Genomic DNA, 24641 nt, shown 5'->3' with positions numbered 1-24641 from the left:
TATCGAGGGTCAGCACCCGCTTGCCACGCAATGACTCCGGGATGTTGCCGAGCACGATCTGCTGGGCCAGGCCCTCGGCGATCGCGGTCTTGCCGACGCCGGGCTCGCCGATCAGCGCCGGGTTGTTCTTCGTCCGGCGGGAAAGGATCTGCACCACCCGTTCGATTTCGGTCTCGCGGCCGATCACCGGGTCGAGTGTGTTCTTCGCCGCCAGGTCCGTGAGGTCGCGGCAGAACTGGTCGAGCAACGGGGTCTTCGACGGCTTCTTCGCGGTGGCTGCCTCTTCGTCGAGGCCGCTCTCGTGGAGCAGGCGGTCGATCTCGCCGCGGACTTTCTCTAGGTTCGCGCCGAGATCCTCGAGCACGTGGGCGGCGATGCCTTCACCCTCGATCAAAAGGCCGAGGAGGAGGTGCTCAGTGCCAACGTAGTTGTTCCCCATCCGGCGGGCTTCCTCGAAGGAGATCTCGATGACCTTCTTCACCCGGGAGGTGGGGATGATCTGCTGGATGATGATGCGTTCGTTGCGGCCCAGCACCGACTCGATGGTGGCGCGGACCTTGTTGATCTCGACCCCGAGGTTGTTCAGCACCTTGGCGGCGAGGCCCTCGCCTTCGCGCAGCAGGCCAAGGAGCAGGTGCTCGGTGCCGATATAGGAATGGTGCGAGCGCTCGGCCTCTTCCTGGGCCAACGTCAGGACCTTTTTCGCTCGCTCCGTAAATCGCTCAAAGGGGTACAACCAATATCCTCCGACTGACTTTATCTGCTACCTATTACGATACCCGGAATCTCAAAACACTTCCCGCCTGGATCTGCGGACTCGCCGCCTGCTGAGACGTTAGGGAGTTACCACTGCTCGGGTAGGCCTAAACAATTGTTCTCGGAAGCATAGCGCAAATTCAGTTTGAATACGCGCCAATCTAATAATCCCTTAGCGATACGGCCGGCTACTCCCCCCTTTGGGGAGGTTGCTTAGAAATGTTCCCTGCCCTTTAGGAGAGGGGTAGGGTGTGGGCCCTATTCCTGCGGGGCGGCGCTGACCTCCGCATAGACCGGCTGGCGTTCCGTCTGCGGAACGCGCTCGATCTCGCCCGGATAGTCGGAAACCTCAGTCTCTTCGGCGCGGCCTCCCGGTGGCGGCTCTTCCGCTTGCTTGAGCGAGAGGCTGATGCGGCGCCGGCTCCGGTCGGCCTGCAGCACCCGCACCTTGAGCTTCTGTCCGACCTGGACGACATCCTCGGTGTGTTCGACGTGCTCCCAGGCCAGCTCCGAAATGTGTAGCAGGCCCTCGATACCGTCGCCGATCTGGAGGAAGGCGCCGTACTTCTTGATCTTCGTGACCTCGCCCTCGACGATGGCGCCGGGCGGGAAGCGCTTCTCGATGTGATCCCAGGGGTCCTGTCCCAACTGACGAAGGCTGAGGGAGATCCGGGATGTTTCCGGATCCAGCTTGATGACCTTGACCTGCACGTCCTGTCCCACCTGGAGGACGTCGCCGACGTTGGCGACCCGGTCCCAGGAGAGCTCGGAGATGTGGATCAGGCCGTCGGCGGCGCCCAGGTTGACGAAGGCGCCGTAGGTCGTGAGTCCGGACACCTTGCCCTGAATCTCGTCGCCGATCTTCAGCTTTTCGAAGAGCTCGCCGCGCTGACGCGCGCGGTCCTCGTCGAAGGCCGCCTTCTGGCTGACGATCAGCCGGTTGCGCTTGCGGTTGACCTCGAGGATCTTGACGCCGATCCGCTGGCCGACCAGCTCCTGGAGATTCGAGCTGTAGGTGCGGGAGACCTGGGAGGTCGGCAGGAAGCCGCGCAGTCCCAGGATGTTGACGATCAGGCCGCCCTTGTTCTGCTCGCGGACCTCGGCGTCCATCATCTCGCCGGAGGCCTGCTGGTCCTGCGCCTTTATCCAGACCGATTCGGCCCGGGCGCGACGGAGCGACAGGACGACATTGCCGTCCTCGTTTTCGGGCTGCAGGACGAAGACCTTGATGTGGTCCCCGGAGTGCAGGTCTGGCGTGCCCGCCTCGCGGGTCCCCAGCTCGCGGCTGGAGATGACGCCTTCGGATTTCGAGCCGACATCGACCAGAACCTCATCGGGATCGACGCGAACCACGACACCATCGATGATGTCACCGTGGGCTATGGGCTTACTTGAAGCTTCCTCCTGGTTGAGGAACTCCTCCATCGTCGCGGCGCTTCCATTCTGCGAGTCGGACGAGTCCTGAGAAAGCTCGGAATCAGACAAACCAGTAGGCCACCACCTTGTGTTATTGGAACTCGTTGGTCGTCAAGTTGTTAGCAGGAGCGCGAGTCACCGAGAAGTATAGCAACCAGGCTTTGTCGTCCCTCGCAAAACATACTGTGACTGGACGACATCGCGACAGTTGCCTACACTAAAACTGTCATGCTGCACTGGCGGCGCGACCGGACGGCATTCGCGATTTCTGGGGGTGGGGCACGAGGGGCCGCCCAGGTGGGTATGCTGCGCGCCCTGATCGAGCGGGATATCACGCCGGATTTGATCGTCGGGGTCTCGATCGGCGCCTGGAATGGCGCGTGGACCGCCTACCGGCCGGACCTGGAGTGGGTGAAGCAGCTGGAGCAGGTCTGGCGCCAGGTCAACCGCCGGACGCTGGACATGGTCTGGTGGCGCGCCGCCCGGAACATGGTGCGACGGAAGCCCTCACTGTACGAGGGCAGCGGGCTCTCCCGCTTCGTCGCCCGGCACCTCCAGGTGCATAACTTCGAGGATCTCGCCGTCCCCTTCCACACTGTGGCGATCGATCTGACCATGGGGACCAAAGCCGTCTTCTCGCACGGCGCTCTCGCTCCGGCTGTCCTGGCATCCTCGGCCATCCCGGGCGTTTTTCCGCCGGTCGTCATCGACGGGCGGCAACACGTCGACGGCGGGCTGGTCGACCCCACCGGGCTGGACACGGCCATCGAGCTGGGCGCACGGCGCGTCTACGTCCTGGATTCGGGCTATGCCGGCCGGCTACCGGCCCCGCTGGGATCGATGAACGCCATCGTCGACCACACCTTCCAGATCGCCGCTCAGCATCGCACCCGCTGGACGATCCAGCAAATGGGTCGCTCGGTGGAGATCATCCACCTACGGCCGGATGCCGGGTTCTTGCGCCATTCGATGGACTTCGGTGCCACGGACTTTTACCTGAAAGAAGGCTATCGCTTCGCCTCCGAGGTGCTCGACACGCGGCCCAAACGCCGCCGGAGTCCTGAGCTGGCACCGATCGCGGCGCCCGTCTACCACTAGAACCCTCTCGATTAGCCTCCCCGCGGCAGGCGGAAAACGTTACCGCGAGACGCGGAAGCTGAAGTCGAACGCCTTGACCGACTGGGTCAGCTGGCTCACCGAGATGTAGTCGACGCCGGCGAGGGCGTAGGCTCGCGCGTTGTCGAGGCCGACCTTGCCGGTGACCTCCACCTTGGCACGGCCCTGCACGAGGGCGATTGCCTGGCGAACCTGTCCCGGCGGGAAGTTCTCGAGGTGCAGGACATTCACTTTCGCCGTCAGGGCCTGGTCGAGCTCCTGCATGTTCGTAACCGTGAGCTCGATGCGCTTTCCCTGGTGGGCCTTGCGGAGCTGGCGCACGATGTTCGGCACACCCTCACTCAGCGCCAGGTGCGATTCGGTGACGACCAGCCGGTCGGAAAGCCCCTTCTGGAGGCTGACGCCGCCGCCCACCTCGACCGCATACTTTTCGAGAAAGCGCAAGCCTGGCGTGGTGCGGCGCGTATCGAGAATTCGGGTCTTGGTGCCCTTCACCGCGTTCGCAAACTTGGCGGTCTGGCTGGCGATGCCGGAGAGGTGCTGGAGGAAGTTCAAGGCGGTCCGTTCGGCCCGCAGGACGCTGACCGCCGGGCCGGAAACACGAGCCACGAGCTGCCCGCCGGCGAGGGCCATGCCGTCGGTTGCGCGCGGCTCGAAGCTGATGTTCTTGTCGACCAGCTCGAACACCCGCTTGAAGATCGGCAGGCCGGCGAGGACGCCTTCCTCGTTGGCGATCAGCTTGCCGCGTGCCTTGACCTTGCCCGGGAAGAGCGACTCAGTGGTCAGGTCTCCGTCACCGATGTCCTCGGCGAGCGCCTCTTTAATCAACTTGTCCACCGCGCTCATCGGGAAGCGCATCGTTACGACCGGAACGGCGGCCGGGCGCGGCTGCGGCGCCGGAGTGGGGTGTGGGACCGGGGCGGGACGCGGCGGCATTCCCGGCGGGCGGCCGGCGGTCCGCCAGGGCGACCCGAGTCCCAGGATCGTCGGCCGCGGGAAGGGCATGATAGGAACGCCCGGAGCCAGCGGGGGCTGCGCCGGCGCCGGCTGGGCAGCCGGCGGTGGGCTCACGACAGGGGTGGGGGCGACGGGCTGGCTGTGCGCGGCCGCCGGCTTAGGCCGGGGTGCCGCCGCCGTCTTCCGGGCCACGGAGGCCCCATTCTTGCCAGGGGACAGGGGTTTTGGGCGCGCCGACTTGGCGGTCGGCTTCGCTTTGACTTTTGAAGTTGTGACTCGCCCCTTCGCCTTCGAGCGCCGTTCTGAATTCAGAGGCGCTCCGCTCCCAATACCGCGTTATCGATCAATCTGATTGAACCAAGTTTAACAGCGACCGCCAAAACGCTGCCCGGGATGGCCCGCTCGGGACGACTCAGCGTGGTCTGATCCACCACTACCGCATAATCCACAGCCAGCTCGGACGTCGACGCCAGCTCCTCACGCGCAAGGCTCTCCAGACGGGCGGGGTAGGTTTCACCCCCGGTGAACGCCTGTGCCGCCTTGGTGATGGCCCGGTAGACAACCGGGGCGAGCTGCCGCTGGGATGCGTCGAGGTAGGCGTTTCGGGAGCTCATCGCCAGGCCATCGGGGTGCCGGACGGTGGGCACGGCGACGATCCGGACGGGAAGCCCGAAGTCGCGGACCAGCTGGCGCACCAGGGCCACCTGCTGGAAATCTTTCTGCCCGAAGTAGGCCCGCTTTGGCTGGGTCAAATTGAAGAGCTTGAGCACGACCGTCAGCACCCCGGCGAAATGGCCGGGCCGGCTCTTGCCTTCGAGAACCTCGCCCAGCGGCCCGGGATCGACCCGGGTCTTGAACGCCGGGGGGTAGATCTGGTCGACCGGCGGATGGAAGATGGCATCCACCCCTAGCCCCTCCAGCAGAGCGCGGTCCTCGTCGAAGGTCCGGGGGTAGGTCGCAAAGTCCTCGTTGGGTGCGAACTGGGCCGGGTTGACGAAGACGGTGACGATGACGCGCTGGTTTTCTCGCCTGGCACGGGCGACCAGGTTCTCGTGGCCGGCGTGAAGCGCCCCCATAGTGGGCACGACGCCGATCTCGTCGCCGGCGTGGCGCCAGGCGATCGCCTGCTCCTGCATGGCGTTCGCGGACTCGATGACGACGGTCTTAGCGGGCGGAGTACTCGTGCTCAGGGGTGGGGAAGGCGCCGCTCCGCACATCCTGGTCGAACTGGCGGGCGGCGGCTTCGATCGCCTTACCGAGTTTGGCGTACTGGCGGACGAACTTCGCGACATGGTCCGGATTCAAGCCGAGGACATCTTGAATGACGAGCACCTGCCCATCGCAGTGAGGTCCGGCGCCGATGCCAATCGTTGGGACAGTCAACGCCTGCGTTACCCGCTGGCCGAGCGGGCTGGGGATCGCCTCGAGCACCACCGCAAACGCGCCGGCCTCTTCCAAGGCCTTGGCATCATCGAGGATTTGCTCCGCCGCCTCGTCGCTGCGGCCCTGCACCCGGTAGCCGCCAAACTGGTTGACGAAGGTGGGCGTCAGCCCGAGGTGCCCCATCACCGGGATGCCCATCGCCGTCAGTCGTTTCGTGTAGTCGATCACGCGCCCTCCCCCTTCCATCTTCACCGCCGAGACGCGGGCTTCCTGTAGAAAACGGCCGGCGTTCCGGATCGCGTCCTCCGCGGAGGCGTGATAGGCCATGAAGGGCATGTCGCCGACGACCAGGGCGTTCGGTGCCCCGCGGACGACCGCGCCCGCATAGCGGATCATGTCGTCCATCGTCACGCTGAGGGTGTCGGGGTAGCCCAGCATCGTCGTGCCCAGGCTGTCGCCGACCAGCAGGACGGGAATGCCGGCCTGATCCAGCCAGCGCGCCGTGGTGTAGTCGTAGGCCGTCAGCATGGTGAACTTCGTGCCTTCGGTCTTCCACTTGCGCAGGTCACGGACGCTGGTCGTCATGCGGCGGCCTCCTTGTTGGCGTTGAGCAGTTTCGTACGGTCGGCGAGCAGCCGATAGAGCCGCTGGAGCTCGGGATCGTGCTTCAGCGCCTCCAGGTGCCGTTCGATGGTGCCCTGGTCGCCGCGCGAGGCGGGTCCGGTGATCGCGTCGGCAGGCGCGAGGTCTCGGAGGTTGTTGACCGCACCGGCGAGCAGCGTCGTCATGCCCTGGCGCGCTGTCTCACCGTCCAGACCTGCCTCGACGGCGAGGGTGATCGCTTCCGCCAGCAGCGTGATCGGGTAATTCGCGGCGAAGACGGCCGCGGCGTGGTAGAGGGCGAGGTCGATGCCGCTCAAATCGAATGGATGGCCGTGGAGATCGCGCGCCAGCTGCATCAACTGGTCGCGCAGCAGCGCGTCCGCGTCGATGCCGAAGTAGGTGCCGGCGACATTCTGGACGGCCTCCGGTCCGCGGCGGAATGTCTGCAGCGGGTGGAAGACGCCGGTTCGGAGGCTCCCCTGCTGCGCGAGGGGCCGCAGGGCGCTGCGATCCTGGGCCCCGCTGAGGTGGACGGCGGCCTTTCCTGCCGCCGAGCAGAGCGATTCGGCCATGTCCGTCGCCAGGGGCAGGATGACGTCATCGGGGACGGCGACGATCGTCAGGTCCGCCAGGTCGATCGCGGTCGCTGGGCTCTGGCAGGCCCGGGCGCCCAGCTCGTCCGCCAGGTTGCGGACGTTGTCGGGGTTGCGGCCGCCGATGGCGGCGATGGTGTAGCCGACCTGATGGAGGGCACGCCCCAGCGCCGATCCGGCGCGGCCGGGTCCGATGATGGCGATCGTCGGTTTCTGCATGATTCCGTCTCGGTCCCAGGGATCCAAGCGGGCGCTTTCAATATAACGCGGAAATGGTCGGTTGTCCTACTGCCCCGCTAGGGTTTACCGCTTATCCGGCCGGATTCCGCGCGGAGAAATGCGAATCGCCCAGAGTACGAGCCACACTGCCAACACGATCAGCGCTCCAAAGAAAACGAGAGCGAAAACGAGGATGTACCAGTGTCCGAAGGACAGCACCCCTACCCTCCCTTAAGCGGGCGTGGGCTCCAGGCGGCCGGGCGGGATCTCGGGCCCGCGATCGTCGGCCTTCGGCTGGGTGGGGGCCGGGCGCGGCGTTTCGGCCTTGGGCCGCTCGGGAACGGGCGGCACCTTGCCGTCGGGCGAGTTGATGACAGCGTCCATCTGCCAGCCCTCGATCGTTTCTTCGGTCTTCAGGTACTCCGCCAGCTGGACGAGCTTGTCGCGGCGCTCCGTCAGGATCTTCTTGGCGCGTTGGTAGCCGGCATCGACGAGGCGGTGCACTTCCTGGTCGATCTCGCCGGCGACCTCTTCGCTGTAGTTCCGCTGCTCGCCGAGGTCGCGACCGAGGAACACGAGCTCTTCCTTGTGCCCGAAGGTCAAGGGACCGAGCTTCTCGGACATGCCCCATTCGGTGACCATGCGGCGCGCCAGCTTGGTGGCCTTGCCGATGTCGTCGGAGGCGCCCGACGTGATGTCGCCGAAGATGAGCTCTTCCGCGACGCGGCCGCCGAGGATGACGGCCATGTCATCGTTGAGCTCGCTGCGAGAGACCAGGTAGCGGTCCTCCGTTGGCAGCTGCATCGTCCAGCCGAGGGCCATGCCGCGCGAGATGATCGAGACCTTGTGCACCGGGTCGGCATTCGGCAATGACTTCGCCACCAGCGCGTGGCCGATCTCGTGATAGGCGATCACGTTCTTCTCCCGCTCGGTGATCATCCGCGATTTCCGCTCGGGGCCCGCGATGACACGCGCGATCGCTTCCTCGAGCTCGAGCTGGCCGATCGCCTTCTTGTTGTTGCGGGCAGCAAGAATCGCCGCCTCATTAATAAGGTTGCTCAAGTCGGCGCCGCTGAAGCCTGGCGTCTGGCGAGCCAGGACTTCGAGGTCGACCTGTCCATCGAATGGCTTGTTGCGAGCGTGCACCTCGAGGATCGCACGGCGGCCGCGGATGTCGGGTCGATCCAGCGTCACATGACGGTCGAAACGGCCGGGCCGTAACAGCGCCGGGTCGAGGACGTCCGGCCGGTTGGTGGCCGCGATCACGATCACGTGGGTATTGGTCTCAAAGCCGTCCATCTCCACGAGCAGCTGGTTGAGGGTTTGCTCGCGCTCGTCGTGGCCACCGCCGAGGCCGGCGCCGCGCTGGCGGCCCACGGCGTCGATCTCGTCGACGAAGACGATGCACGGCGAGTTCTTCTTCGCCTGGTCGAAGAGGTCACGGACGCGCGAGGCGCCGACGCCGACGAACATCTCGACGAACTCGGAGCCCGAGATGCTGAAGAAGGGGACGCCCGCTTCGCCGGCGACCGCCTTGGACAGCAGCGTCTTCCCGGTGCCGGGCGGGCCGACCATCAGCACGCCCTTGGGGATGCGGGCGCCGAGCGCGGTGAATTTCTCCGGAAACTTGAGGAACTCGACGATCTCTGTGAGCTCCTGCTTGGCCTCCTCCACCCCGGCGACGTCGTTGAAGGTGACGGCCGGCTTGTCACCGCTGAGCAGACGAGCGCGGCTGCGACCGAACGAGATCGCCTGGTTGTTGCCGCTTTGCGTCTGGCGGAGCATGTACCACATGAAGCCGCCGATCACCAGGAAGAGGATGACGTTCGGCAGGATGACCGAGAGCAGCAGGTTGGACGAGCTCGGCTGCTCGGTGCTGAAGTTGACGTTGTCTGCGATCAGCTTCGTCTCGATCTGGTAGGTGTCGCGGAAGGTCGTCTTGAAGTTTCTGCCGCTGTTGTCGGTCCAATCGACCTCCGTCCCGTTTCCCTTGATCACGGCCTGCTTGATATCGCCAGCGTCCGCCGCCTTGATCAGCTCGGAGGTCGTCCTATCGGCTGGCGCGGCGATGCTGTTGAAGCTCTTGTAGCTCGCCCAGATGATTGCCAGCAAACCAGCGAGCAGGATGAAGTAGAAAATGTTGCGGTTTCGGCCTCTCATGGCCACGCTATCTTAACACCGGATTTTTAAGAATCCTGTTAACCAACACGAAGTAGAACGAGTTCAGCGGCGCTCTATTTCGAGGTGCAGCTGGCGGAGTGTCGCAGAGGTGACGCGCTTGCTCTCGGCGACCGTAACACCGGGGATCCAAACGATTTCTTCGCAGTCGGAAACCACGGGCAGTGTGTCACGGAGATGTCGCGGGACGTGGGCGTCGACCAGGATGTCCTGGAGGCGCTTGGCCTGCTCCAGCCCGAGTGGACGCATCCGGTCGCCGGGCCGGCGGGTGGCGACGACCAGCGGTAGCTGGACGAGGTCGCCATCGAGGTGTCCGACCTGGTCGCGCGCCCTGAAGGCCACCGGGTCGCAGGTGCAGGTTCTGACCGTCAGACGGGCGGGTGGTTGAGGGTTCGGTACCGCGCCCGCCGGCGGCTCACCGCGGCGCAGCGCTTCGACCTCGACGAAACCAGCATCGGGAACCAGCTGGCGGATGACGCGGCGCTGTAGCGCAGGTGGCAGCTTCGCGAACGCGACCCGGTCGCGCGCGAGGTCGGCCGGCACCTGGGCGATGGCGTCGTCGAGAAAGCGGTCTTCCTCGCTAAGGATGTCGGCGGTGCGCGCCAACAACTCCCGCGCTGCGGGATCAAAGGCGTCGATCGCGGGGAGAACCTGCTGCCGGAGGCGATTGCGGGTGAATCGCGGGTCCTCGTTGCTCGGATCGCGGCGTGGGGTGAGGTGGAGTCGCGACAGGTAGGCCTCGATGTCCTTTCGCGAGATGTCGAGGAGTGGCCGCGCCAGGTCGGCGTGGCGCCGTCGCATGGCCCCAAGCCCTCGGGAGCCGCTCCCGCGCAGGAGGTGGAGCAGGAGCGTTTCGACCTGGTCGTCCTGCGTGTGCCCCATGGCGATGGCTGTGCTGTTGGTCTCGGCGGCCGTCTGTCGCAGGAAGGCATAGCGGGCGGTGCGCGCGGCGCTCTCGGTGTGCGGTGTGTCGTCATCCGCGCGAGCGGTATGGAACGCGTAACCCCACGTCGCCGCCATCGACGCCACGAAGTCGCGGTCGTCCTTGCTGTCGGCACGCCAGCCGTGGTCGAAATGGGCCACGGTGAGGTGCAGGGGAACGGCCGGAAGGATCTCCCGCAAGATCGAGAGGAGTGCGAGCGAGTCTGGTCCGCCCGAGACCGCGACGACGACGCGCTCGCCCGGCTCGAAGACGTGATGGAGGCTGATGGCGATGGCGACCCTGCTGGGGAGCATCATGGAAATGGCGGAGGCAAGGATCGAACTTGCGACATACCGGGTATGGGCCGGTTGCTCTACCACTGAGCTACTCCGCCCAGAGCATCGGTTAGTTTAGCAAGGATGTCCCCGTCATTTGCCGAGATCGCACCACGATATGACGCGCTGCGGCCGCTCTCTGCGGGCGACCATGCGCGGCTGCAAACCATGCTGCAGGAGGCGGCGTTGCAGCCCGGCGACTCGGTGGTCGAGGTCGGCTGTGGTACGGGGCGGATGATCCTGCCCCTGTCGGCGATGACGCCGGCCGGTGTGACCGGGGTCGACACCGAGACGCGCATGCTCGATGTCGCGCGCGCCAAAGACGCCGCCGGCCGTATCGATTGGATTCGTGGCAGCGCCTACCGCTTGCCCCTGGACGATGGGGCCGCCGCGCTGGTGATGATGGTCATGCTGGTCCATCTGCTGCGCCAGCGGGTGCGCGCCTTTACGGAGGCGCGGCGCATCCTCCGACCCGGTGGCCAGTTGAGCCTCTGGACCTTCACCCCGCGGCACGTCGAGGAGTTCTATCTGAATCCTTACTTTCCGAGCATCGCCGTGATCGACCGGCCACGGTTTCCCTCGGTGAAGGTGCTGAGCGCCGAGCTGCGACGCGCCGGCTTCGAGGAGGTGCGGATCGAGGTGATGGACGAGCCCCGACAACTGGACATCGCCGACGTCGTCGACCGGGTGCGCGGCCGCTACATTTCGACGCTGGCCATGCTGCCGCCGCTCGAGTACCGACTGGGTCTGCAGCAACTCGAGGAGATGCTGGCGCAGGATCGCACGATCCGGCTGACGCAGCGCTCCGAGTGGGCGATCTTCACCGCCCGGAAATGAAAAGAGGAGCCGACGGGCTCCTCTGTTGTTCGCTTGGTTGCGGCGGCGAGATTCGAACTCGCGACCTTCGGGTTATGAGCCCGACGAGCTTCCACTGCTCCACGCCGCGCGCAGCCCCACGTCGAGGCGAGAGCGTCATTCTAGGCGGGTCCCGTCTCCCCCGTCAAGCCGAGCTCAGGCGCTACTTGAAACGGCCGCCCCGCTTGGCTTCGATGTTGCGCTTGATGTCGAGCAGGCGCTCTTCGCTGGTCTTCAAAAACTTTGAGAGCTTCTCCTCGAAGACCGGGTCGGCGCCTTCCGGCAGCTCACGCTTTCCGCGGCCGCCACGCCGGTACGAACGCGGCAGGACGGGCGCGGACATTCCGACCGGGCCGTCTGGCACGGCCGCCTGCTTCAACGAAAGGTCCATCTTTCCGTTGGTCGAGTCCACATTGAGGACCTTGACCTTGACCTTGTCGTTCATCTTCACGTGGTTGTTGACATCGCGGACGTACTCGTTCGCGATCTCAGAAATATGAACCAGTCCTGTCCCCGATCCCTCGATCTGTACGAAAGCCCCGAAGTTCGTTATCCCGACGACCGTCCCTTCTACTACCGTTCCAGGCGTTACAGCCACCTAACCCGCAGACCCTCCTAATGCCATAAATTCCTCCACCAGTTTTCGATCGCTCCGATTATGCCGCCGTCGTTCTTGCTTGTCGATCGCTTCGCGGTCGATGCCGCTCCCGGTGATGCCGATGCCGCAGCCGCGGCCGGCGCTGCCGAGTCACTTGGCTTAACGATGACATAAACCTGCTCGCCGGGCCGGGCAAAGCCGGATTTGCGGGCCGCTTCCTCCATAGCGCCCGGCGAGCCAACGATGGCGAGCTCCTTCCGCGTTTGCTCGTTGGAGGCAGCGAGCTGCGCGTTTCCGTCACGCAGCGTCTGCACCTCGTGATTCAGCCGCAGGTTGAGTACCAATTCCGATCCGAACGCCCACACTCCCCAGAGAACTATCGCCCCAACGACGAGCCAGATCAGCCGATCGGGCGCGGCGAGGTGGACCTTCGCGCGGGAGGCTTTGGGTTCGGAAGTGCTCAAGACGTGGTCTGGGATTGTTGCAAGATCAAGCCGGCCCGAAAACGGACCGATTATAGGGACGGCCACCGGGGTTGGCAAGGCCGACAACTCCTAAGGGCGTCATTTGTTGCGTTTGGCCGCCTCCCAGTACTGGTCCATCTCCTCGATTGGGAGGTCTTTGAGCTCCCGTCCCTCGGCCCTGGCCTTCTGCTCCATCATCCGGAAGCGCGCCTCGAAGCGACCCGTCGCGCTGCGGAGCGCGTCCTCTGGATTCATGCCCAACTTGCGGGCCACGTTCACCAGGCTGAACAGCAGGTCGCCAAACTCGGCCTCCCGGGCCTCGACGGTGGGCGCCTCGCGTAGCTCCTCCAGCTCCTCCCGGACCTTCTCCAGGGCGCCATTCACGTCCGGCCAGTCGAATCCGACATTGGCGGCTCGCCGTTGCAGTGACCAGGCCCATTGCAGCGCCGGCAAGGACCGCTGCACGCCGTCGAGCGCCGACTCGCGGCCATACTCGGCGGCTTTCAGGGCCTCCCAGTTCCGAACGACTTCGTCGGAACCGCTGACGACGGTCGTCCCGAAGACATGCGGGTGGCGGCGCACCAGCTTCTCCCGGACCGCGTCCGCCACGTCGCCCAGCGTGAAGTCACCGGCCTCCGCGGCGATGTCGGATTGCATCAACACCTGCAGCAGGACATCGCCCAACTCCTCGCGGAGCTTGGGCATCGACTGCTCGTCGATTGCCTCCAGGACTTCATAGGCTTCCTCCAACATCGTGGCCCGTAGCGACGCGTGGGTCTGTTCGCGGTCCCACGGACACCCCTGCGGCGAGCGCAGGCGCCGCACCACGTCGACCAGTTGCCGGATGCGCTCGACGTCGTCAGCCATGCTCAGCCACCATCAAGGCGGCGCGCGGGTGTAAGTCGGCCCCGGCTGCGCGCAGTGAGGGGAGGCCCAAAAGGATGAGGGCGAGTCCCACGACCGACGACACGACGAACGGCACCCAGACGCCCAGGCCAAACAAGCCGCCTCCGATCAGCGCGCCGACCGCCTTCGCGGCGGTTTCCCCGGTGCCGACGGTGCCGGCGGCGCGGCCGCGTTGATCCGGCGCGACGGCGCTCATCAAGAAGGCATTGATGGCGGGCTCGGCAAAGGCGGTCGTCGTGGCCTCGAGCACGCCAACGCCGATCACCGCCGGCACGCTGTGCAGGAATGGATAGATCGGAGCGATCAAGGTCGTCGAAGCGGTCGAGCCGGCGCTCAACCAGCGGCGATCGAGGCGGTCGGCCGCCCAGCCGGCAAGGGGCGCGGTCAGGACCAGCGGCAAGGCGAAGAGTGAAAAGGACAAACCCACTTCCCAGTCCGTCGCGCCGATCGACTTCATGAACAGGCTCCAGACGACGTTGTAAACGCCGTATAGGAACCCAATCCCCATCGACAGCATGAGCAGGCCGCGAACCGCGGCCGCACCGGCCCGCAGCCGGTCACCGAGGATGAGAGGTCCGCTGATCGGCTCGACCGTGATCGAGCTGCGCCGGCGGCCCAGCCCAATGGCCACCACGGCCGCCGCCAGCAGCACGGCGAGCCCGGTGGCTTCGAAGACGGTCGCACGACCAAAGACCGCGAGGACGCCGCCCAGCGCGGGCCCCACAATGAGTCCCGCCATGTCGGCGCCCGCGAGCCAGCCATAGGCGATTCCGCGCTCACCTTCGGGAACAAGGTCCGCGACCGCCGCGCGAGCTCCCGGACGGAACGCGGCCGCGCCCAGGCCCTGGATGAATCGAAGCGCGATCAGCCAGCCAATCGAGAGTGGCAGCGCGAACGCGGCGATCGCGAGGCTGGCAACCACCAGGCCACCGATCATCAATGGAGCCCGGCCGAACCGGTCCGAGAGACGTCCGGCTGGGTACTGTCCGATGAACTGCGCCACCAGGTTGGCGCCCACGATGATGCCGACCAATGCATACGAGCTCCCACGCTCGCGCAGGAACAGCGGCAGGATGGGCAACACGGATCCTACGCCGGTGCCCACGAGGAAGACGGCGGCAATGATGCCCCAGAGCGCGCGGCGCCGCTCTTTTCTAGTCGCCGGCACGATAGGCGCTGGCTTCGATCTCCACCAGCCAATCGGCCTCGAGGAAGCCACGCACGCCGATCAGTGAAGTCACCGGCTTGATCGCACCAAAGACCTCGCTGTGCGCCCGGCCGATCTCGCGCCAGCGGCGCGGCACGGTGGTGAAGATCCGGGTGCGTGTCACATCGTCGAAACCAGCCCCCACCCCGGCAAGAGCCTCGCCGATGACTCGCAGGCATTGCCGGGTCTGCTCGTAGACGTCGCCCTTACCCACCGTGGAGCCGTCATCGGCGGTCGGCGCGCAGCCAGAGATTTCGATCAAGGGACCAATCCGGACCGCACGCGCGTAGCCGACGATGCGCTCCCATTTGCGGCCGGTTGTGAAGACCTGGCGATTCACGCGGGGACGGGCGAGGTGCAGAACTTACAGCGGTGCGCTGCGATCGGGATCTCGCTCAGGCATTCAGGGCACTTTTGGGTGGTCGGGTCCGCCGGTGGATCCTGCCGCAATCGGGCGATCAACCGGTTGAGCGGTATCACCACGAAGAAAAAAACGGCGACGGCGACCAGCAGGAAGGCCACCACGGCATTGACGAAGTCGCCATAGCGGAAGACGCTGTGATTGATCGTGAAAGTGAGACTCGAAAAGTCTGGCTTGCCCGCGAATGCCGCGATCAATGGCGTGATCAAATCCCTGACCAGGGCGGCGATGACGGCGCCGAAGGCGGCCCCTAGCACAACGGCCACCGCGAGGTCGAGCATGTTGCCGCGGAGCAGAAAGGCCTTGAACTCTTTCGCCATGCTCCCGCGTAGTCTACGTCCTCAGACCGCGACCGCGATCCGGCCGAGCCGATCGATTTCCCCGAGGACATCGATGAGCCGCCCCTTCCACTGCGGACCGGCCTGGGTCATTGAGATCCGCACCTTCCCGAACCGGACGTAGAGGATCGAGCGGAACTGTGACTCGAGGCGTCGCTCGTCGCCATTCCAGCCAGCCGGCAGTCGCATCACCAGCCAGTCACCGTCCGTTTCGACAGCCGCGACCCCGGCCGCGCGGGCGAGCAGTTTGATGCGAAGCGCATAGAGAAGGTTGCGCACCGGCGCGGGCGGCTTACCGAAGCGATCGGCCAGGTTGCGCTCGGCCGCCTCGAGCCCCTGCTCGTCGACGACGGCCGCGAGGTCGTGGTAGACCTGCAGCCGGAGTTTCTCGTCGGGCACGTACTCCTTCGGGAGGAAGTGCTCGATCGGCAGGTCGAGCGTGAGCCCGGCAGGCATCTCGACGGGGGTCCCGGTCTTCTGCGACTCGACGGCGTCGCGCAGCATCGAGTTGTAGAGCTCCAGGCCCACCGACGCGATCGCGCCGTGCTGCTCGGTGCCGAGCAGGTTCCCCGCCCCACGGATCTCGAGATCCTTCAACGCCAGCCTGAATCCTGAGCCCAGGTCGTGCAGCTCCGAGATGACGTCGAGCCGCTTGTCGGCGTTCTCCGAATGGGAGCGCAACGGGTTATAGAGGAAGTAGGCGTAGGCGCGCTGCCCCGCTCGGCCGACGCGCCCGCGCAACTGGTAGAGCTGGGCCAGGCCCATCCGGTGCGCGTCGACCACGACGATCGTGTTCGCGTTGGGGATGTCGAGCCCGGATTCGATGATGGTCGAGCACACCAGCACGTCGGCCTCGCCCTTGACAAACTTCAGCATTACCTCGGCCAGCGTCGACTCCGGCATCTGTCCGTGGCCCACCACCACCCTCGCCTGAGGCACCAGCCGCTTGACCCGCTCCTCCGCCTTCTTGATCGTCTGCACCCGGTTGTAGACGTAAAAGACCTGGCCGCCTCGCTGCAGCTCGCGCTGGATCACTTCCTTGATCAGGTCGTCGTCGTCGGCTGTCACGAAGGTCTTGATCGGCAGCCGTTCCTCCGGTGGCGTTTGGATCACGGACAGGTCGCGAATGCCGGCCAGCGCCATGTGTAGCGTGCGCGGGATCGGCGTCGCCGAGAGCGAGAGCACGTCAACCGAGGCACGGAGTTGCTTGAGCTTCTCCTTCTGCATGACGCCGAAACGTTGCTCCTCGTCGAGGATGACCAGGCCGAGGTCTTTGAAGCGCACGTCTTTTTGCAGCAGGCGGTGGGTGCCGATGACGACGTCGACCTCGCCGACCATCAAGCGGCGCAGGACGTCGGTCGCCTCGGCGTCCGAGCGAAAGCGCGAGAGCATGTCGACTTTGACGGGGAACGATTGGAAGCGGTCGCGAAAGGTGAGGTAGTGCTGCTGGGCAAGCACCGTGGTCGGCACCAGGACGCCAACCTGCTTGCCGTCCATCACCGCCTTGAATGCGGCACGCACCGCGAGCTCTGTCTTGCCAAAGCCAACGTCGCCGCACAGAAGCCGGTCCATGGGGCGCGAGTCCTCCATGTCCGCCTTGATCTCCTCCATGACGCGGATCTGGTCTGGTGTCTCGTCGTACGGGAAGGACTGCTCGAGCTCTTGCTGCCAGGGCCCGTCTTCCGAAAAGGCATGGCCCTCGACGAGCTGCCGCTTCGAGTACAGCTCCAGCAGATCGCGTGCGACTTCCTCGACGGACTCGCGGACCTTGCGCTTCGCCCGGTCCCACTCGCCGGTCCCGAGGCGCTGCAACTTCGGCGTCGCATCGCCGCCGCCCACATACTTCTGGACTCGCTCCAGGTGCTCGACGGGCACATACAGCTTGTCGCCCTCGGCGTACTCCAGCTGCATGTACTCCCGCTCCTGGCCGTCCTCCCCCATCAGCCGCATGCCGGTGAAGCGACCGATCCCGTGATCGACATGGACGATCAGGTCGCCGGGCTCGAACTCGAGCTCCCAGGTGGCCGAGCGCGCGCGCACCACGCCGCGGCGGACCCGTTGGCGCATGCCGCCGAAGAGGTCGGTATCGCCGTAGACCTCGAGCTGCTGCGACGGGACGCGAAAGCCCTGCGGCACCGGCTGGTTGCCGAGGACGACCAGACCCGGGACGAGCGGCGTCTGCGACCAGAGAAAGACGCCGCCGGCCGGATAGACATCGCGATCCTCGAGCAACTCTCGCAGCCGGGGTTCCTGCTGGGTCACGATCAGCACCCGCGATTTTGCGCGGGCGTCCGTCCGCACCCGGTCGGAGAAGGCGTCGATCCGGCCGGCGTATGCGTCCACCGGCTCGAACCCGAGGTCGAGGGTGCCGAGGTCAGCCCCCCTTATGATCTCGAGCCGGCGCCATCCCCCGGCGGCGTGCCGCAGGGTCTTGATCGACACCAGCCCCGGCCGCAGCTTCTGCGGCAGCTCGCCGCGCTCGATCTCGACCGCGACCAGTTCCTGGAGTTCCTGCTCGCGCTGTTCGGCCTGCGTCAGCGATCGCTGCCCATCGAGGGAAAGGATCACGGCGTCCGGCGGCAGATGGTTCAAGAGCGTCGGCTGCGATGGATCGAGGTACGCCTGAAAACCCTCGATACCATCGAAGTAGGCGCCCGAACTCACCCGCTCGATGTCCGCCAGCCACTGGTCGCGCACCTCGGGAAGCGTGCGACTGAAGTCGACCTCGCCCAGTGGCCCATCGGCGCCAGCCACGGCTTCAGGGGTCAGGATCAGTTCCGCCGCGGGAAGGACGCGCGCGCTTGCCATGTCAGCGACCGAACCCTGCGATTCCACCTCGAACTCGCGCAGCGACTCGAGCTCGTCCCCAAAGAATTCGCTGCGGAGCGGGCGCCGCCGGTCGGGCGGGAAGCAGTCGAGGATGCCGCCGCGGAGGCTGAATTCGCCGCGACCCTGGACCAGCGGCTCGCGCCGGTACCCGAGCGTGGTCAGGCGGCGGACGAGGTCATCGACGGCGTACGTTTGCCCCGGCTTGAGCGTGAAGCCCCAGCGCTGCAACGCCTCGCGCGCCAGTGTCGGTCGCGTCATCGCCGTCCAGGACGTGAAGGCGACGACCGGTCCGCCGGCGCCGAGCGCGTCGATCGCCTCCAGCCGCCGCCGGACGGTTTCCTCGTCGGGCGCGAGGCGGTCAAAGGGCAGCGTCTCGACCGCTGGAAACACGACTGTTCGGACATCCTCGCGGAACCAGGCGCCTGCTTCCTGGAACGACCCTTCCGGGTCGGGCACGAGGGCCAGCACCGGGCGCCGGGCGCGCATCGCGAGCCAGACCGCGAAGACCGGCAGGGCGCTGGAGGGAAGTCCGTGTGCGTCCAGGGTGCCGACCGGCGCGTTCCACCAGCCCTCGAGCCGGTCGCGGGCCGGGAGGCTGTCGAGCAATTCGAGCAGGGTCTGCGTCATCGATTTCGAACCATGCAGAAAAGCGCCCTCGGCACCGAGCCGGGGCGTGCGCAGGTCAGCTTACCATCGGTCCTGTCGCTTCAAACGAATCAAATCTGAGGACATCACCGGCGGCGCAACGTGTACCAGTGCGAGCCAAAGGGATCGGTGCCGGGTGTCGCCTCGAGCATCTCGAAGTCCCCAAACAGAGCCCGGACCTCCTCGGGTGTGATGCCCTTCGGAAAGAACCGGCGGCGGTGCGCATCCGGCTGGCGCCCGAACGCATAGAGCAGGAAGGTCGCCCCGGAGCGAGCCGTTCCGCTGACCTCGCGAACATAGGCAGGACGGGCGCGATCCGGCAACGAATGAAAGCATCCCTGGTCGAAGAGCAAGTCGAACCCCGGCTCGATCGGGAGCTCATGCAAGCGCGTGACGTCGCCCACGAGAAACGCGACCGATAACCCGGCCGCCACCGCCTTGGCGCGGGCGACGCGAATCGGCCGGGGTACGAAGTCAACGCCCGTCACATCCCAGCCGTGGCTCGCCATGTAGACCGACGTCGTCCCGGTACCACAGCCGAGGTCGAGAGCACGGCCCGGTGCCACCGACGGCGCAGCCTGGATCACGCCAACCAGCTCCGGCGGCGAGACGCCGCTGTCCCACGGAGTGAACCCCCGTCGGTACATCACCCGGAAGAAGACGTTGGAGATCAGGCTCACACCAGGGCCAGCTTAGGGCCGGCCGGCGCTACGACGAGCTGGCGAAGCCGTAATCGAGCAGCGCGGCCGCCTCGTCAAAGATGCGAGGGGACGCCAGCAGGACCACCATCAGATGGCGGCCGCCACGAGCCGCCGTGGCAATGAGGCATCCACCCGCATGACTGGTCCACCCGGTCTTGAGCCCGGTGGCGCCCGGATATTTCCGAACCAGCTCGTTGAGGTTATAGAGCGCGTAGGCGTGGTGCGTGGCGGTCGCCGGCAGGGTCACCGTGGGCGTTGCCGCCATCGCCGCGACCTCCGGGAAATTTCGCATCAACTCGGTGGCCGCCCTGGCGAGGTCGGCGGCTGACGTGTAGTGGTCGGGATCATCGAGACCGATCGGGTTGACGAAGTGCGTGTCGGCCATGCCGAGCCTGGCCGCCCGGGCGTTCATCAGCGCGATGAAGGTCGCTCGTGGCATGGCGGCCTCGGCCAGGGTGATGGCGGCGTCGTTTCCCGAATTCAGGAACAAACCGTAGAGAAGGTCGCGCACGGTCAGCCGCTCGCCGGCGCGCAGTCCCATGCGGGTCGAATCCCAGGGAAGCTGGTTGATCGACGGCGGGACGCCGACCGTCTCGTCGGGCCGAAGGTGATCGAGAGCGACGAGTGCCGTCACGACCTTCGTCAGGCTGGCCGGGGCGTGGTGACCGTGCGGATCGACCTGAAACAGGACCTTGCCGCTATCGATGTCGAGCAGGATCGCCGAGCGCGCCTTGATCACCGGCGGAGGCGGCGCTGTTGGCGCCAGCTCGTAGAGCTCGACCGGGACCGACCCTGTGACCGGAAGGTGCGATTCGACCGGCATCAGGAGCGCGAGCAGCAACAGCCAGATCCGCATGTGCCGATCAAAGAACCACGCGCGGCCCCCTCACACAAGGGCCGGGCGGACCAACGACAACGGCTCGATCCGGGTTCAGGCGGCGGCTGCCGCGGCGCCTGCTGGCCGGTCGTCGAGCTCCGTGGATTCCTCGGCGTCGTCGGCCGCGGCGGCAACCGCTTGCGGACGGCGCAGCATCAGCATCGCCACGAACCAGGCCATAGCGACCGCGATCAAGATGTCCCCCGCACTGGCGATGCCGGGGAACGGCGGCGGCAGTGTGAAGCGATCGTCCAGCCAGGCGAAGTTCGTGTCGGAACCCGCAAGGACATAGGTCTTGGCGCGGCTGGTGACCGCCGAGAGCACATCGTGCCCGTCAACCGGCATCCGTCCTCCATTCGCCGCCCGGACGACCTCGTTGCAATAGGCGCCAAGCGATCCGCAGGCGATCGGGTAGATGTGCCTCCAGACCGCCCAGATGGCGGCGACGACGGCCAGGCCCAGCGGAAGCAGCCACGAGAGGGGGCCTGGGGTGACCTCGCTCAGCAACAGAAGAGTGCCCGCGCCCACGAGCGGCAGGACCGGAATCGGCGCCCCCGGCGCCAGGACTCGGCTCGCTCGGCCGCCGAAGAGGAAACCCACGAAGATCCCCGCGACCGTGACGAGCGCGCCGTCGGCAACCTTCAGCGCCGCCGGCTCGAGCGAGGTCGTGCGCCAGGCAAGGGCGAGCACCGCGCCGGCCATCAGGAGCGTGATGGCGAGCCGCCGATGGACCGCAAAGGCGCTCCGGAAATCGATTCCGGTCAGCGTGGCCTGCAGCCGAGCGCTGAGAACCGGCCCCAGCGCGTAGTACACGACCATCAACGCCGCGGTCGCGGCCAGGAAATGGGGCGTGTCATCAAAGCCGACCAGCCGGAACGTGACCGCCCCCATGACCGCCGCGAGGATCCACTGCGCGGTCGCCGTCAGCTGTGTCGACCAGGTTTGCCCCTTCAGGAGACTGCCGAGCGGCGCGGCCATACCAGCCACCAGAACGGAGATCTCGGGATGGCGCCGGAACACGATGATGGCCGCGAACAGGGCGATCTTGGGAAGCTCGCCCCAACGGGCGTCTTCCTTGGAGCCGAGCAGGAAGTCGTCAACGATGCACATGCCGATGAAGCTGATCCATGCCCAGGGCGCCTGGTACGGCTGTGCGGGCAGCACCCAGCCGGCGATCGCAAGGAGCAGGGACGACAGGCCCGCGACCCATAAGAGGACGCGAATCGATCGGGCGTTGACGCGACCGTGCAGGAAACCCAAGGCTGGCGAGAGTGCAACGGCGACAGCAGGGCCGCCTTTTGCGTGCTTTACGCTACGGGGCGATGTTCCGCCGCAAACCCGCCCTCCCATTGCCCTCGGACCGCTGGCTCGTGATCGGGCTGGGCAATCCCGGCCAGGACTACGAGCAGTCCCGGCACAACGTGGGTTTTCTGGTCGTCGACGAACTGGCTCGAAGGAGCAACGCCAGGGTCACAGACCGGGCCGCCAAGTCGCTCACCGGCCGCGTCCGCGCGGGCGACCGCGAGCTGGTGCTCGCCAAGCCGCAGACGATGATGAATCTTTCCGGGTCGGCGGGCAAAGCCCTGCGGGCAAAGTACGGGGTGCCGCTGGAACGCACCCTGGTCGTCCACGACGAGCTCGACCTTCCGTTCGGCCGGATGCGCATCCGCAAGGGCGGCAGCTCCGCCGGCAACCACGGGATGGACTCGCTGATCGCATCCTTCGGCAGCCAGGACTTCATCCGTTTTCGAGTCGGCATCGGCCGCCCTCCGGGGGACGGCGCCGACTACGTCCTGAGTCCCTTTACTGCCGGCGAGCAAGCGCAGATGCCGGACGTGGTGTCGCGCGTCGCTGACGCCGTGCTCTTCACGATCGAGCACGGTCTTGAGCGGGCCATGACCGAATTCAATCGGGTCTAGAGAGGAAGAAGGTGAGGACGGCGAGGCCGGCCACCGCCGTGAGCGCTCCGCCGAGCCACACTGCCGCGGACGGGCCCAGGAAGTGGGCGACGATGGCGGCGAAGACATTGCCAATCGGTGTGACGCCGATGAACAACACCGAGTAGAGGCTCACCATCCGACCCTGCATCCGGTCCGGAGAGCGCACCTGCACGAAGGTGTTGGTGCCGATCGAGTAGACGGCGAACGACCAGCCGATCACGAGTAACAGCAGGACCGCCTGGGTGAAGTCTGGGACCACGACGAACAGCAGCTCCATGGCGGCGAAGAGCAGCGCCCCCAGCGCGATCCGGCGCGGCTCGAGCAAGACTGCACCGGCGAGCGTCATGGTCAGCGCGCCAATCAACGACCCCACGCCTTGCGCAGCAAATAGGTAGCCGAGCGTGTCCGCGTTGGCGTGCAAGACGATGCGGGTGAACAGCGGCAGCACCAGGTTGAAGTTCGCACCGAAGGTTCCGGCGACGAACAGCAGCGCGAAGAGTCCGGCAAGAGCGGGGGTGCGCGCCACGTAGCGCAAAGCCTCGCCGATGAGCTGAAGCGCCGTCTGCGGGGGGCCGGGCGTCAGCGGCCGGCGCCGAATCGTCAACAGCGCCACGATCACGCCCAGGTAGGTGATGGCGTTGATCCAGAAGCACGCCGCCACGCCAAGGGTCGCGATCACGATGCCACCCAGCGCGGGGCCAACGATGCGGGCGAGATTGAAGGCGATCGAGTTCAGGGCGACGGCACTGCCCAGCTCGCCGCGACCGACCATCTCGAGGACCGTCGCCTGGCGCGCGGGGAAATAGAGCGCCTGGTTGATCCCCAACGCGGCGGCCAGCACCAGGACGATGGGCAGCACGATGGTGTGCGTACCGGTTAGCACCGCATAGAGGACGGCGCCGACCAGCGAGACGATCTGCGTGAGGAGCAGTACGTCCCGATGGGCGAATCGATCGACGATGGTACCGGCGTAAAGACCGAAGAGCAACACGGGACCATAGCTGCAGGCGCCAAAGAGCGCGAGGGCGACTGCCGAATCATGCGAGAGCTGGAGGACGAGCCAGGCAGCCGCCACCGATTGCATCCAGGTGCCAACCACGGACACCGACTGTCCGACAAAGTAGCGGCGGAACTCCGGGTACTGAAGGGCGGAAACCTGCACGAGGGCGCGGCGGCGCGGCTCAACAACAGAAGGAGTGGCGGGAATGATCGTCAGTCTACTTTGCGTGCGGCCCGTCAGACCGCGGACAGGGCCTGCATCAACTCGTTGAACTGCGTTGTGGCCTGCGCCTGCGGATGGTGGATGACGATCGGGACCCGCCGTTTGCTTGCCGCGGAAAACTCGTCGCGCTGGTAGAGGATCATCGCTGCCACCTCCATCTTCAACGCAGCCGCGGTCTCGGTGCGACTCAACTGCAGGCTGCCGTGCGCGTTGCAGATGACCAGCCGGATGCGGTGGCTGAGTATGCCGGTTTCGTGTAAGCGATCGAGGAACTGCCGGGTGAGCTCGACGCAGATGATTTCCGGTTCGACGACGATCAAGATGACGTCGGCCTCTCGTAAGAGCGGTGGCGCGAACGGGGAGGGCTGGTTCCCGAGGTCGATGACGATGGTCGCCGCCAGCCCGCGCAGCGAGGTGGCGAAGCTGCTGATCGCCTCCGGTGGCACGTCGCGGTATGCCGAGTCGCGGCGCACGCCGGGCAGCAGCCGAAGCGGCACTTGCGGGTTGCGCATCAGGTAGTTGGAGAGGCGATGGGCACTGGCGGCGCCGTCGTTGAGGACCTCCCCCCAAGCCCAGCGATCGGGCACCTCGATGTTGAGCATGCTGCCCAGGGTGCCAACCGGGACCGCCAGGTCCGCGAGCACGACGGTGTCGGCACCTTTCCCGCCGGCGTAGAGGGCCGCCAGGTTCATGGCGACGGTGCTCGTGCCAATCCCACCCTTGGCGCCGGCCACAACCGTGAGCCGACCGCGCGCCTGCGATCCACGGAGCCGGAGCCGCGCACCACTCTCGAGCATCGCCTTGATGCGGCTGATCAGCTCGCGCGACTCGACTGGCTTGACCAGGTAATCGTCGGCTCCGAGCTCGAGCGCCCGGACCTTCCCGTCGAGCCCGTCAGCCGCGGAGAGGACGACGATCTGGATGTCGGCGCCCGCCGGTCCCTTGCGGATGCGCTCGCACACCATGAAGCCGTCGACCTCCGGCATCATCAGGTCGACGAGGACGAGGTCAGGACGCTCTTTCTCGACCAACGCCACGCCCTCGTTGCCGCCGGCAGCCACCTGCACATCGAAGCCGGCCGTCCCCAGGAGCGTCTGCAGGTACGAGCGGTTGGGCGCCTCGTCGTCGATGACTGCGATGCGCGACGTCACGAAGCTGTA

At 66.2% G+C, this 24641-nt stretch carries 23 protein-coding genes and 2 tRNA genes; 3 read left to right on the top strand and 22 right to left on the bottom strand.

The features are described from left to right. Positions 1 to 688, bottom strand: a 688-nt coding sequence (locus VHK65_00335; GenBank protein ID HVS04602.1) for a Clp protease N-terminal domain-containing protein, incomplete at its 3' end; no start/stop codon positions are given. 326 nt (positions 689 to 1014) lie between these two features. After that, positions 1015 to 2241 carry a 30S ribosomal protein S1 gene (rpsA, locus tag VHK65_00330; protein HVS04601.1) on the bottom strand — a complete coding sequence of 409 codons (1227 nt, stop codon included), beginning with the start codon at positions 2239 to 2241 and terminating at the stop codon, positions 1015 to 1017. Positions 2242 to 2400: 159 nt separating this feature from the next. Here rpsA and VHK65_00325 point away from each other — a divergent pair, with 159 nt between their 5' ends. Next, positions 2401 to 3270, top strand: coding sequence for a patatin-like phospholipase family protein (locus tag VHK65_00325; protein HVS04600.1), 870 nt, complete (start codon positions 2401 to 2403; stop codon positions 3268 to 3270). A 39-nt stretch (positions 3271 to 3309) separates the two neighbouring features. On the opposite strand, the gene nadC is transcribed toward VHK65_00325, so the two are convergent. From nadC to VHK65_00290, 7 genes are all read right to left on the bottom strand, one after another. Next, the gene (nadC, locus tag VHK65_00320) at positions 3310 to 4437 is read right to left on the bottom strand and encodes a carboxylating nicotinate-nucleotide diphosphorylase (protein HVS04599.1); all 1128 of its coding nucleotides are present in this window, start codon (positions 4435 to 4437) and stop codon (positions 3310 to 3312) included. A 116-nt stretch (positions 4438 to 4553) separates the two neighbouring features. Continuing rightward, complete coding sequence (gene panC, locus VHK65_00315) at positions 4554 to 5462, bottom strand: pantoate--beta-alanine ligase (protein ID HVS04598.1); 909 nt, start codon at positions 5460 to 5462, stop codon at positions 4554 to 4556. Beyond that, on the bottom strand, positions 5410 to 6213 hold the full coding sequence (gene panB / locus VHK65_00310; GenBank protein HVS04597.1) for a 3-methyl-2-oxobutanoate hydroxymethyltransferase: 804 nt from the start codon (positions 6211 to 6213) through the stop codon (positions 5410 to 5412). Before panB ends, panC begins: the two co-directional genes overlap by 53 nt. Then, the gene (locus VHK65_00305) at positions 6210 to 7043 is read right to left on the bottom strand and encodes a DUF2520 domain-containing protein (GenBank protein HVS04596.1); all 834 of its coding nucleotides are present in this window, start codon (positions 7041 to 7043) and stop codon (positions 6210 to 6212) included. Before VHK65_00305 ends, panB begins: the two co-directional genes overlap by 4 nt. A gap of 231 nt (positions 7044 to 7274) precedes the next feature. Further along, positions 7275 to 9203, bottom strand: coding sequence for an ATP-dependent zinc metalloprotease FtsH (gene ftsH / locus VHK65_00300; GenBank protein ID HVS04595.1), 1929 nt, complete (start codon positions 9201 to 9203; stop codon positions 7275 to 7277). A 63-nt stretch (positions 9204 to 9266) separates the two neighbouring features. Then, positions 9267 to 10460 (bottom strand): tRNA lysidine(34) synthetase TilS, encoded by a 1194-nt coding sequence (gene tilS / locus VHK65_00295; protein HVS04594.1) that lies wholly within the window; start codon positions 10458 to 10460, stop codon positions 9267 to 9269. 5 nt (positions 10461 to 10465) lie between these two features. Continuing rightward, a tRNA-Met gene (locus VHK65_00290) sits at positions 10466 to 10537 on the bottom strand. A 25-nt stretch (positions 10538 to 10562) separates the two neighbouring features. On the opposite strand from VHK65_00290, the gene VHK65_00285 reads away from it, so the two are divergent. Further along, positions 10563 to 11315, top strand: coding sequence for a methyltransferase domain-containing protein (locus tag VHK65_00285; GenBank protein ID HVS04593.1), 753 nt, complete (start codon positions 10563 to 10565; stop codon positions 11313 to 11315). 34 nt (positions 11316 to 11349) lie between these two features. On the opposite strand, the gene VHK65_00280 is transcribed toward VHK65_00285, so the two are convergent. From VHK65_00280 to VHK65_00230, 11 genes are all read right to left on the bottom strand, one after another. Then, a tRNA-Met gene (locus VHK65_00280) sits at positions 11350 to 11424 on the bottom strand. A gap of 72 nt (positions 11425 to 11496) precedes the next feature. Beyond that, positions 11497 to 11931 carry a S1 RNA-binding domain-containing protein gene (locus VHK65_00275; GenBank protein ID HVS04592.1) on the bottom strand — a complete coding sequence of 145 codons (435 nt, stop codon included), beginning with the start codon at positions 11929 to 11931 and terminating at the stop codon, positions 11497 to 11499. 17 nt (positions 11932 to 11948) lie between these two features. Continuing rightward, complete coding sequence (locus tag VHK65_00270; GenBank protein ID HVS04591.1) at positions 11949 to 12395, bottom strand: septum formation initiator family protein; 447 nt, start codon at positions 12393 to 12395, stop codon at positions 11949 to 11951. A gap of 99 nt (positions 12396 to 12494) precedes the next feature. Further along, positions 12495 to 13262: a nucleoside triphosphate pyrophosphohydrolase gene (gene mazG, locus VHK65_00265; GenBank protein ID HVS04590.1), complete on the bottom strand. Its 768-nt coding sequence runs from the start codon at positions 13260 to 13262 to the stop codon at positions 12495 to 12497. Next, positions 13255 to 14469, bottom strand: a complete 1215-nt coding sequence (locus VHK65_00260) for an MFS transporter (GenBank protein HVS04589.1) — start codon at positions 14467 to 14469, stop codon at positions 13255 to 13257. The genes mazG and VHK65_00260 overlap by 8 nt, the downstream gene beginning before the upstream one ends. After that, the gene (locus VHK65_00255) at positions 14456 to 14848 is read right to left on the bottom strand and encodes a RidA family protein (protein ID HVS04588.1); all 393 of its coding nucleotides are present in this window, start codon (positions 14846 to 14848) and stop codon (positions 14456 to 14458) included. Before VHK65_00255 ends, VHK65_00260 begins: the two co-directional genes overlap by 14 nt. After that, positions 14845 to 15249, bottom strand: a complete 405-nt coding sequence (mscL, locus tag VHK65_00250; protein HVS04587.1) for a large conductance mechanosensitive channel protein MscL — start codon at positions 15247 to 15249, stop codon at positions 14845 to 14847. Before mscL ends, VHK65_00255 begins: the two co-directional genes overlap by 4 nt. Before the next feature lie 21 nt (positions 15250 to 15270). Next, positions 15271 to 18723, bottom strand: a complete 3453-nt coding sequence (mfd, locus tag VHK65_00245) for a transcription-repair coupling factor (protein HVS04586.1) — start codon at positions 18721 to 18723, stop codon at positions 15271 to 15273. A 104-nt stretch (positions 18724 to 18827) separates the two neighbouring features. Further along, positions 18828 to 19421 (bottom strand): class I SAM-dependent methyltransferase, encoded by a 594-nt coding sequence (locus VHK65_00240; protein ID HVS04585.1) that lies wholly within the window; start codon positions 19419 to 19421, stop codon positions 18828 to 18830. Positions 19422 to 19449: 28 nt separating this feature from the next. Then, entirely contained in the window at positions 19450 to 20298 is an 849-nt protein-coding gene (locus VHK65_00235; protein HVS04584.1) for a D-alanyl-D-alanine carboxypeptidase family protein, read from the bottom strand. A 75-nt stretch (positions 20299 to 20373) separates the two neighbouring features. Beyond that, positions 20374 to 21579, bottom strand: coding sequence for a DUF5317 family protein (locus VHK65_00230; GenBank protein ID HVS04583.1), 1206 nt, complete (start codon positions 21577 to 21579; stop codon positions 20374 to 20376). A gap of 11 nt (positions 21580 to 21590) precedes the next feature. Here VHK65_00230 and pth point away from each other — a divergent pair, with 11 nt between their 5' ends. Then, positions 21591 to 22238, top strand: coding sequence for an aminoacyl-tRNA hydrolase (gene pth / locus VHK65_00225; protein ID HVS04582.1), 648 nt, complete (start codon positions 21591 to 21593; stop codon positions 22236 to 22238). Here the strand turns inward: pth and VHK65_00220 are convergent. Both VHK65_00220 and VHK65_00215 read right to left on the bottom strand, forming a co-directional pair. Continuing rightward, positions 22225 to 23421, bottom strand: a complete 1197-nt coding sequence (locus VHK65_00220) for an MFS transporter (GenBank protein ID HVS04581.1) — start codon at positions 23419 to 23421, stop codon at positions 22225 to 22227. The genes pth and VHK65_00220 overlap by 14 nt on opposite strands. Before the next feature lie 74 nt (positions 23422 to 23495). Continuing rightward, entirely contained in the window at positions 23496 to 24632 is a 1137-nt protein-coding gene (locus VHK65_00215) for a response regulator (GenBank protein ID HVS04580.1), read from the bottom strand. Positions 24633 to 24641: the final 9 nt, after the last annotated feature.

The organism is Candidatus Dormiibacterota bacterium (genome assembly GCA_035544955.1).
Lineage (GTDB): Bacteria > Chloroflexota > Dormibacteria > CF-121 > CF-121 > CF-13.
Note: the sequence above shows the minus strand (reverse complement) of the source record. Positions and strands in the feature narration are given on the sequence as shown.

Bases quoted from the DNA above. Each gene is read 5' to 3' on its own strand.
- panB (HVS04597.1), bottom strand. From the start codon at position 6,213: ATGACGACCAGCGTCCGTGACCTGCGCAAGTGGAAGACCGAAGGCACG.
- mazG (HVS04590.1), bottom strand. From the start codon at position 13,262: ATGGCTGACGACGTCGAGCGCATCCGGCAACTGGTCGACGTGGTGCGG.
- ftsH (HVS04595.1), bottom strand. From the start codon at position 9,203: ATGAGAGGCCGAAACCGCAACATTTTCTACTTCATCCTGCTCGCTGGT.
- mfd (HVS04586.1), bottom strand. From the start codon at position 18,723: ATGACGCAGACCCTGCTCGAATTGCTCGACAGCCTCCCGGCCCGCGAC.
- tilS (HVS04594.1), bottom strand. From the start codon at position 10,460: ATGATGCTCCCCAGCAGGGTCGCCATCGCCATCAGCCTCCATCACGTC.
- VHK65_00285 (HVS04593.1), top strand. From the start codon at position 10,563: ATGTCCCCGTCATTTGCCGAGATCGCACCACGATATGACGCGCTGCGG.
- VHK65_00305 (HVS04596.1), bottom strand. From the start codon at position 7,043: ATGCAGAAACCGACGATCGCCATCATCGGACCCGGCCGCGCCGGATCG.
- mscL (HVS04587.1), bottom strand. From the start codon at position 15,249: ATGGCGAAAGAGTTCAAGGCCTTTCTGCTCCGCGGCAACATGCTCGAC.
- panC (HVS04598.1), bottom strand. From the start codon at position 5,462: ATGTGCGGAGCGGCGCCTTCCCCACCCCTGAGCACGAGTACTCCGCCC.
- VHK65_00235 (HVS04584.1), bottom strand. From the start codon at position 20,298: ATGCGGATCTGGCTGTTGCTGCTCGCGCTCCTGATGCCGGTCGAATCG.
- VHK65_00325 (HVS04600.1), top strand. From the start codon at position 2,401: ATGCTGCACTGGCGGCGCGACCGGACGGCATTCGCGATTTCTGGGGGT.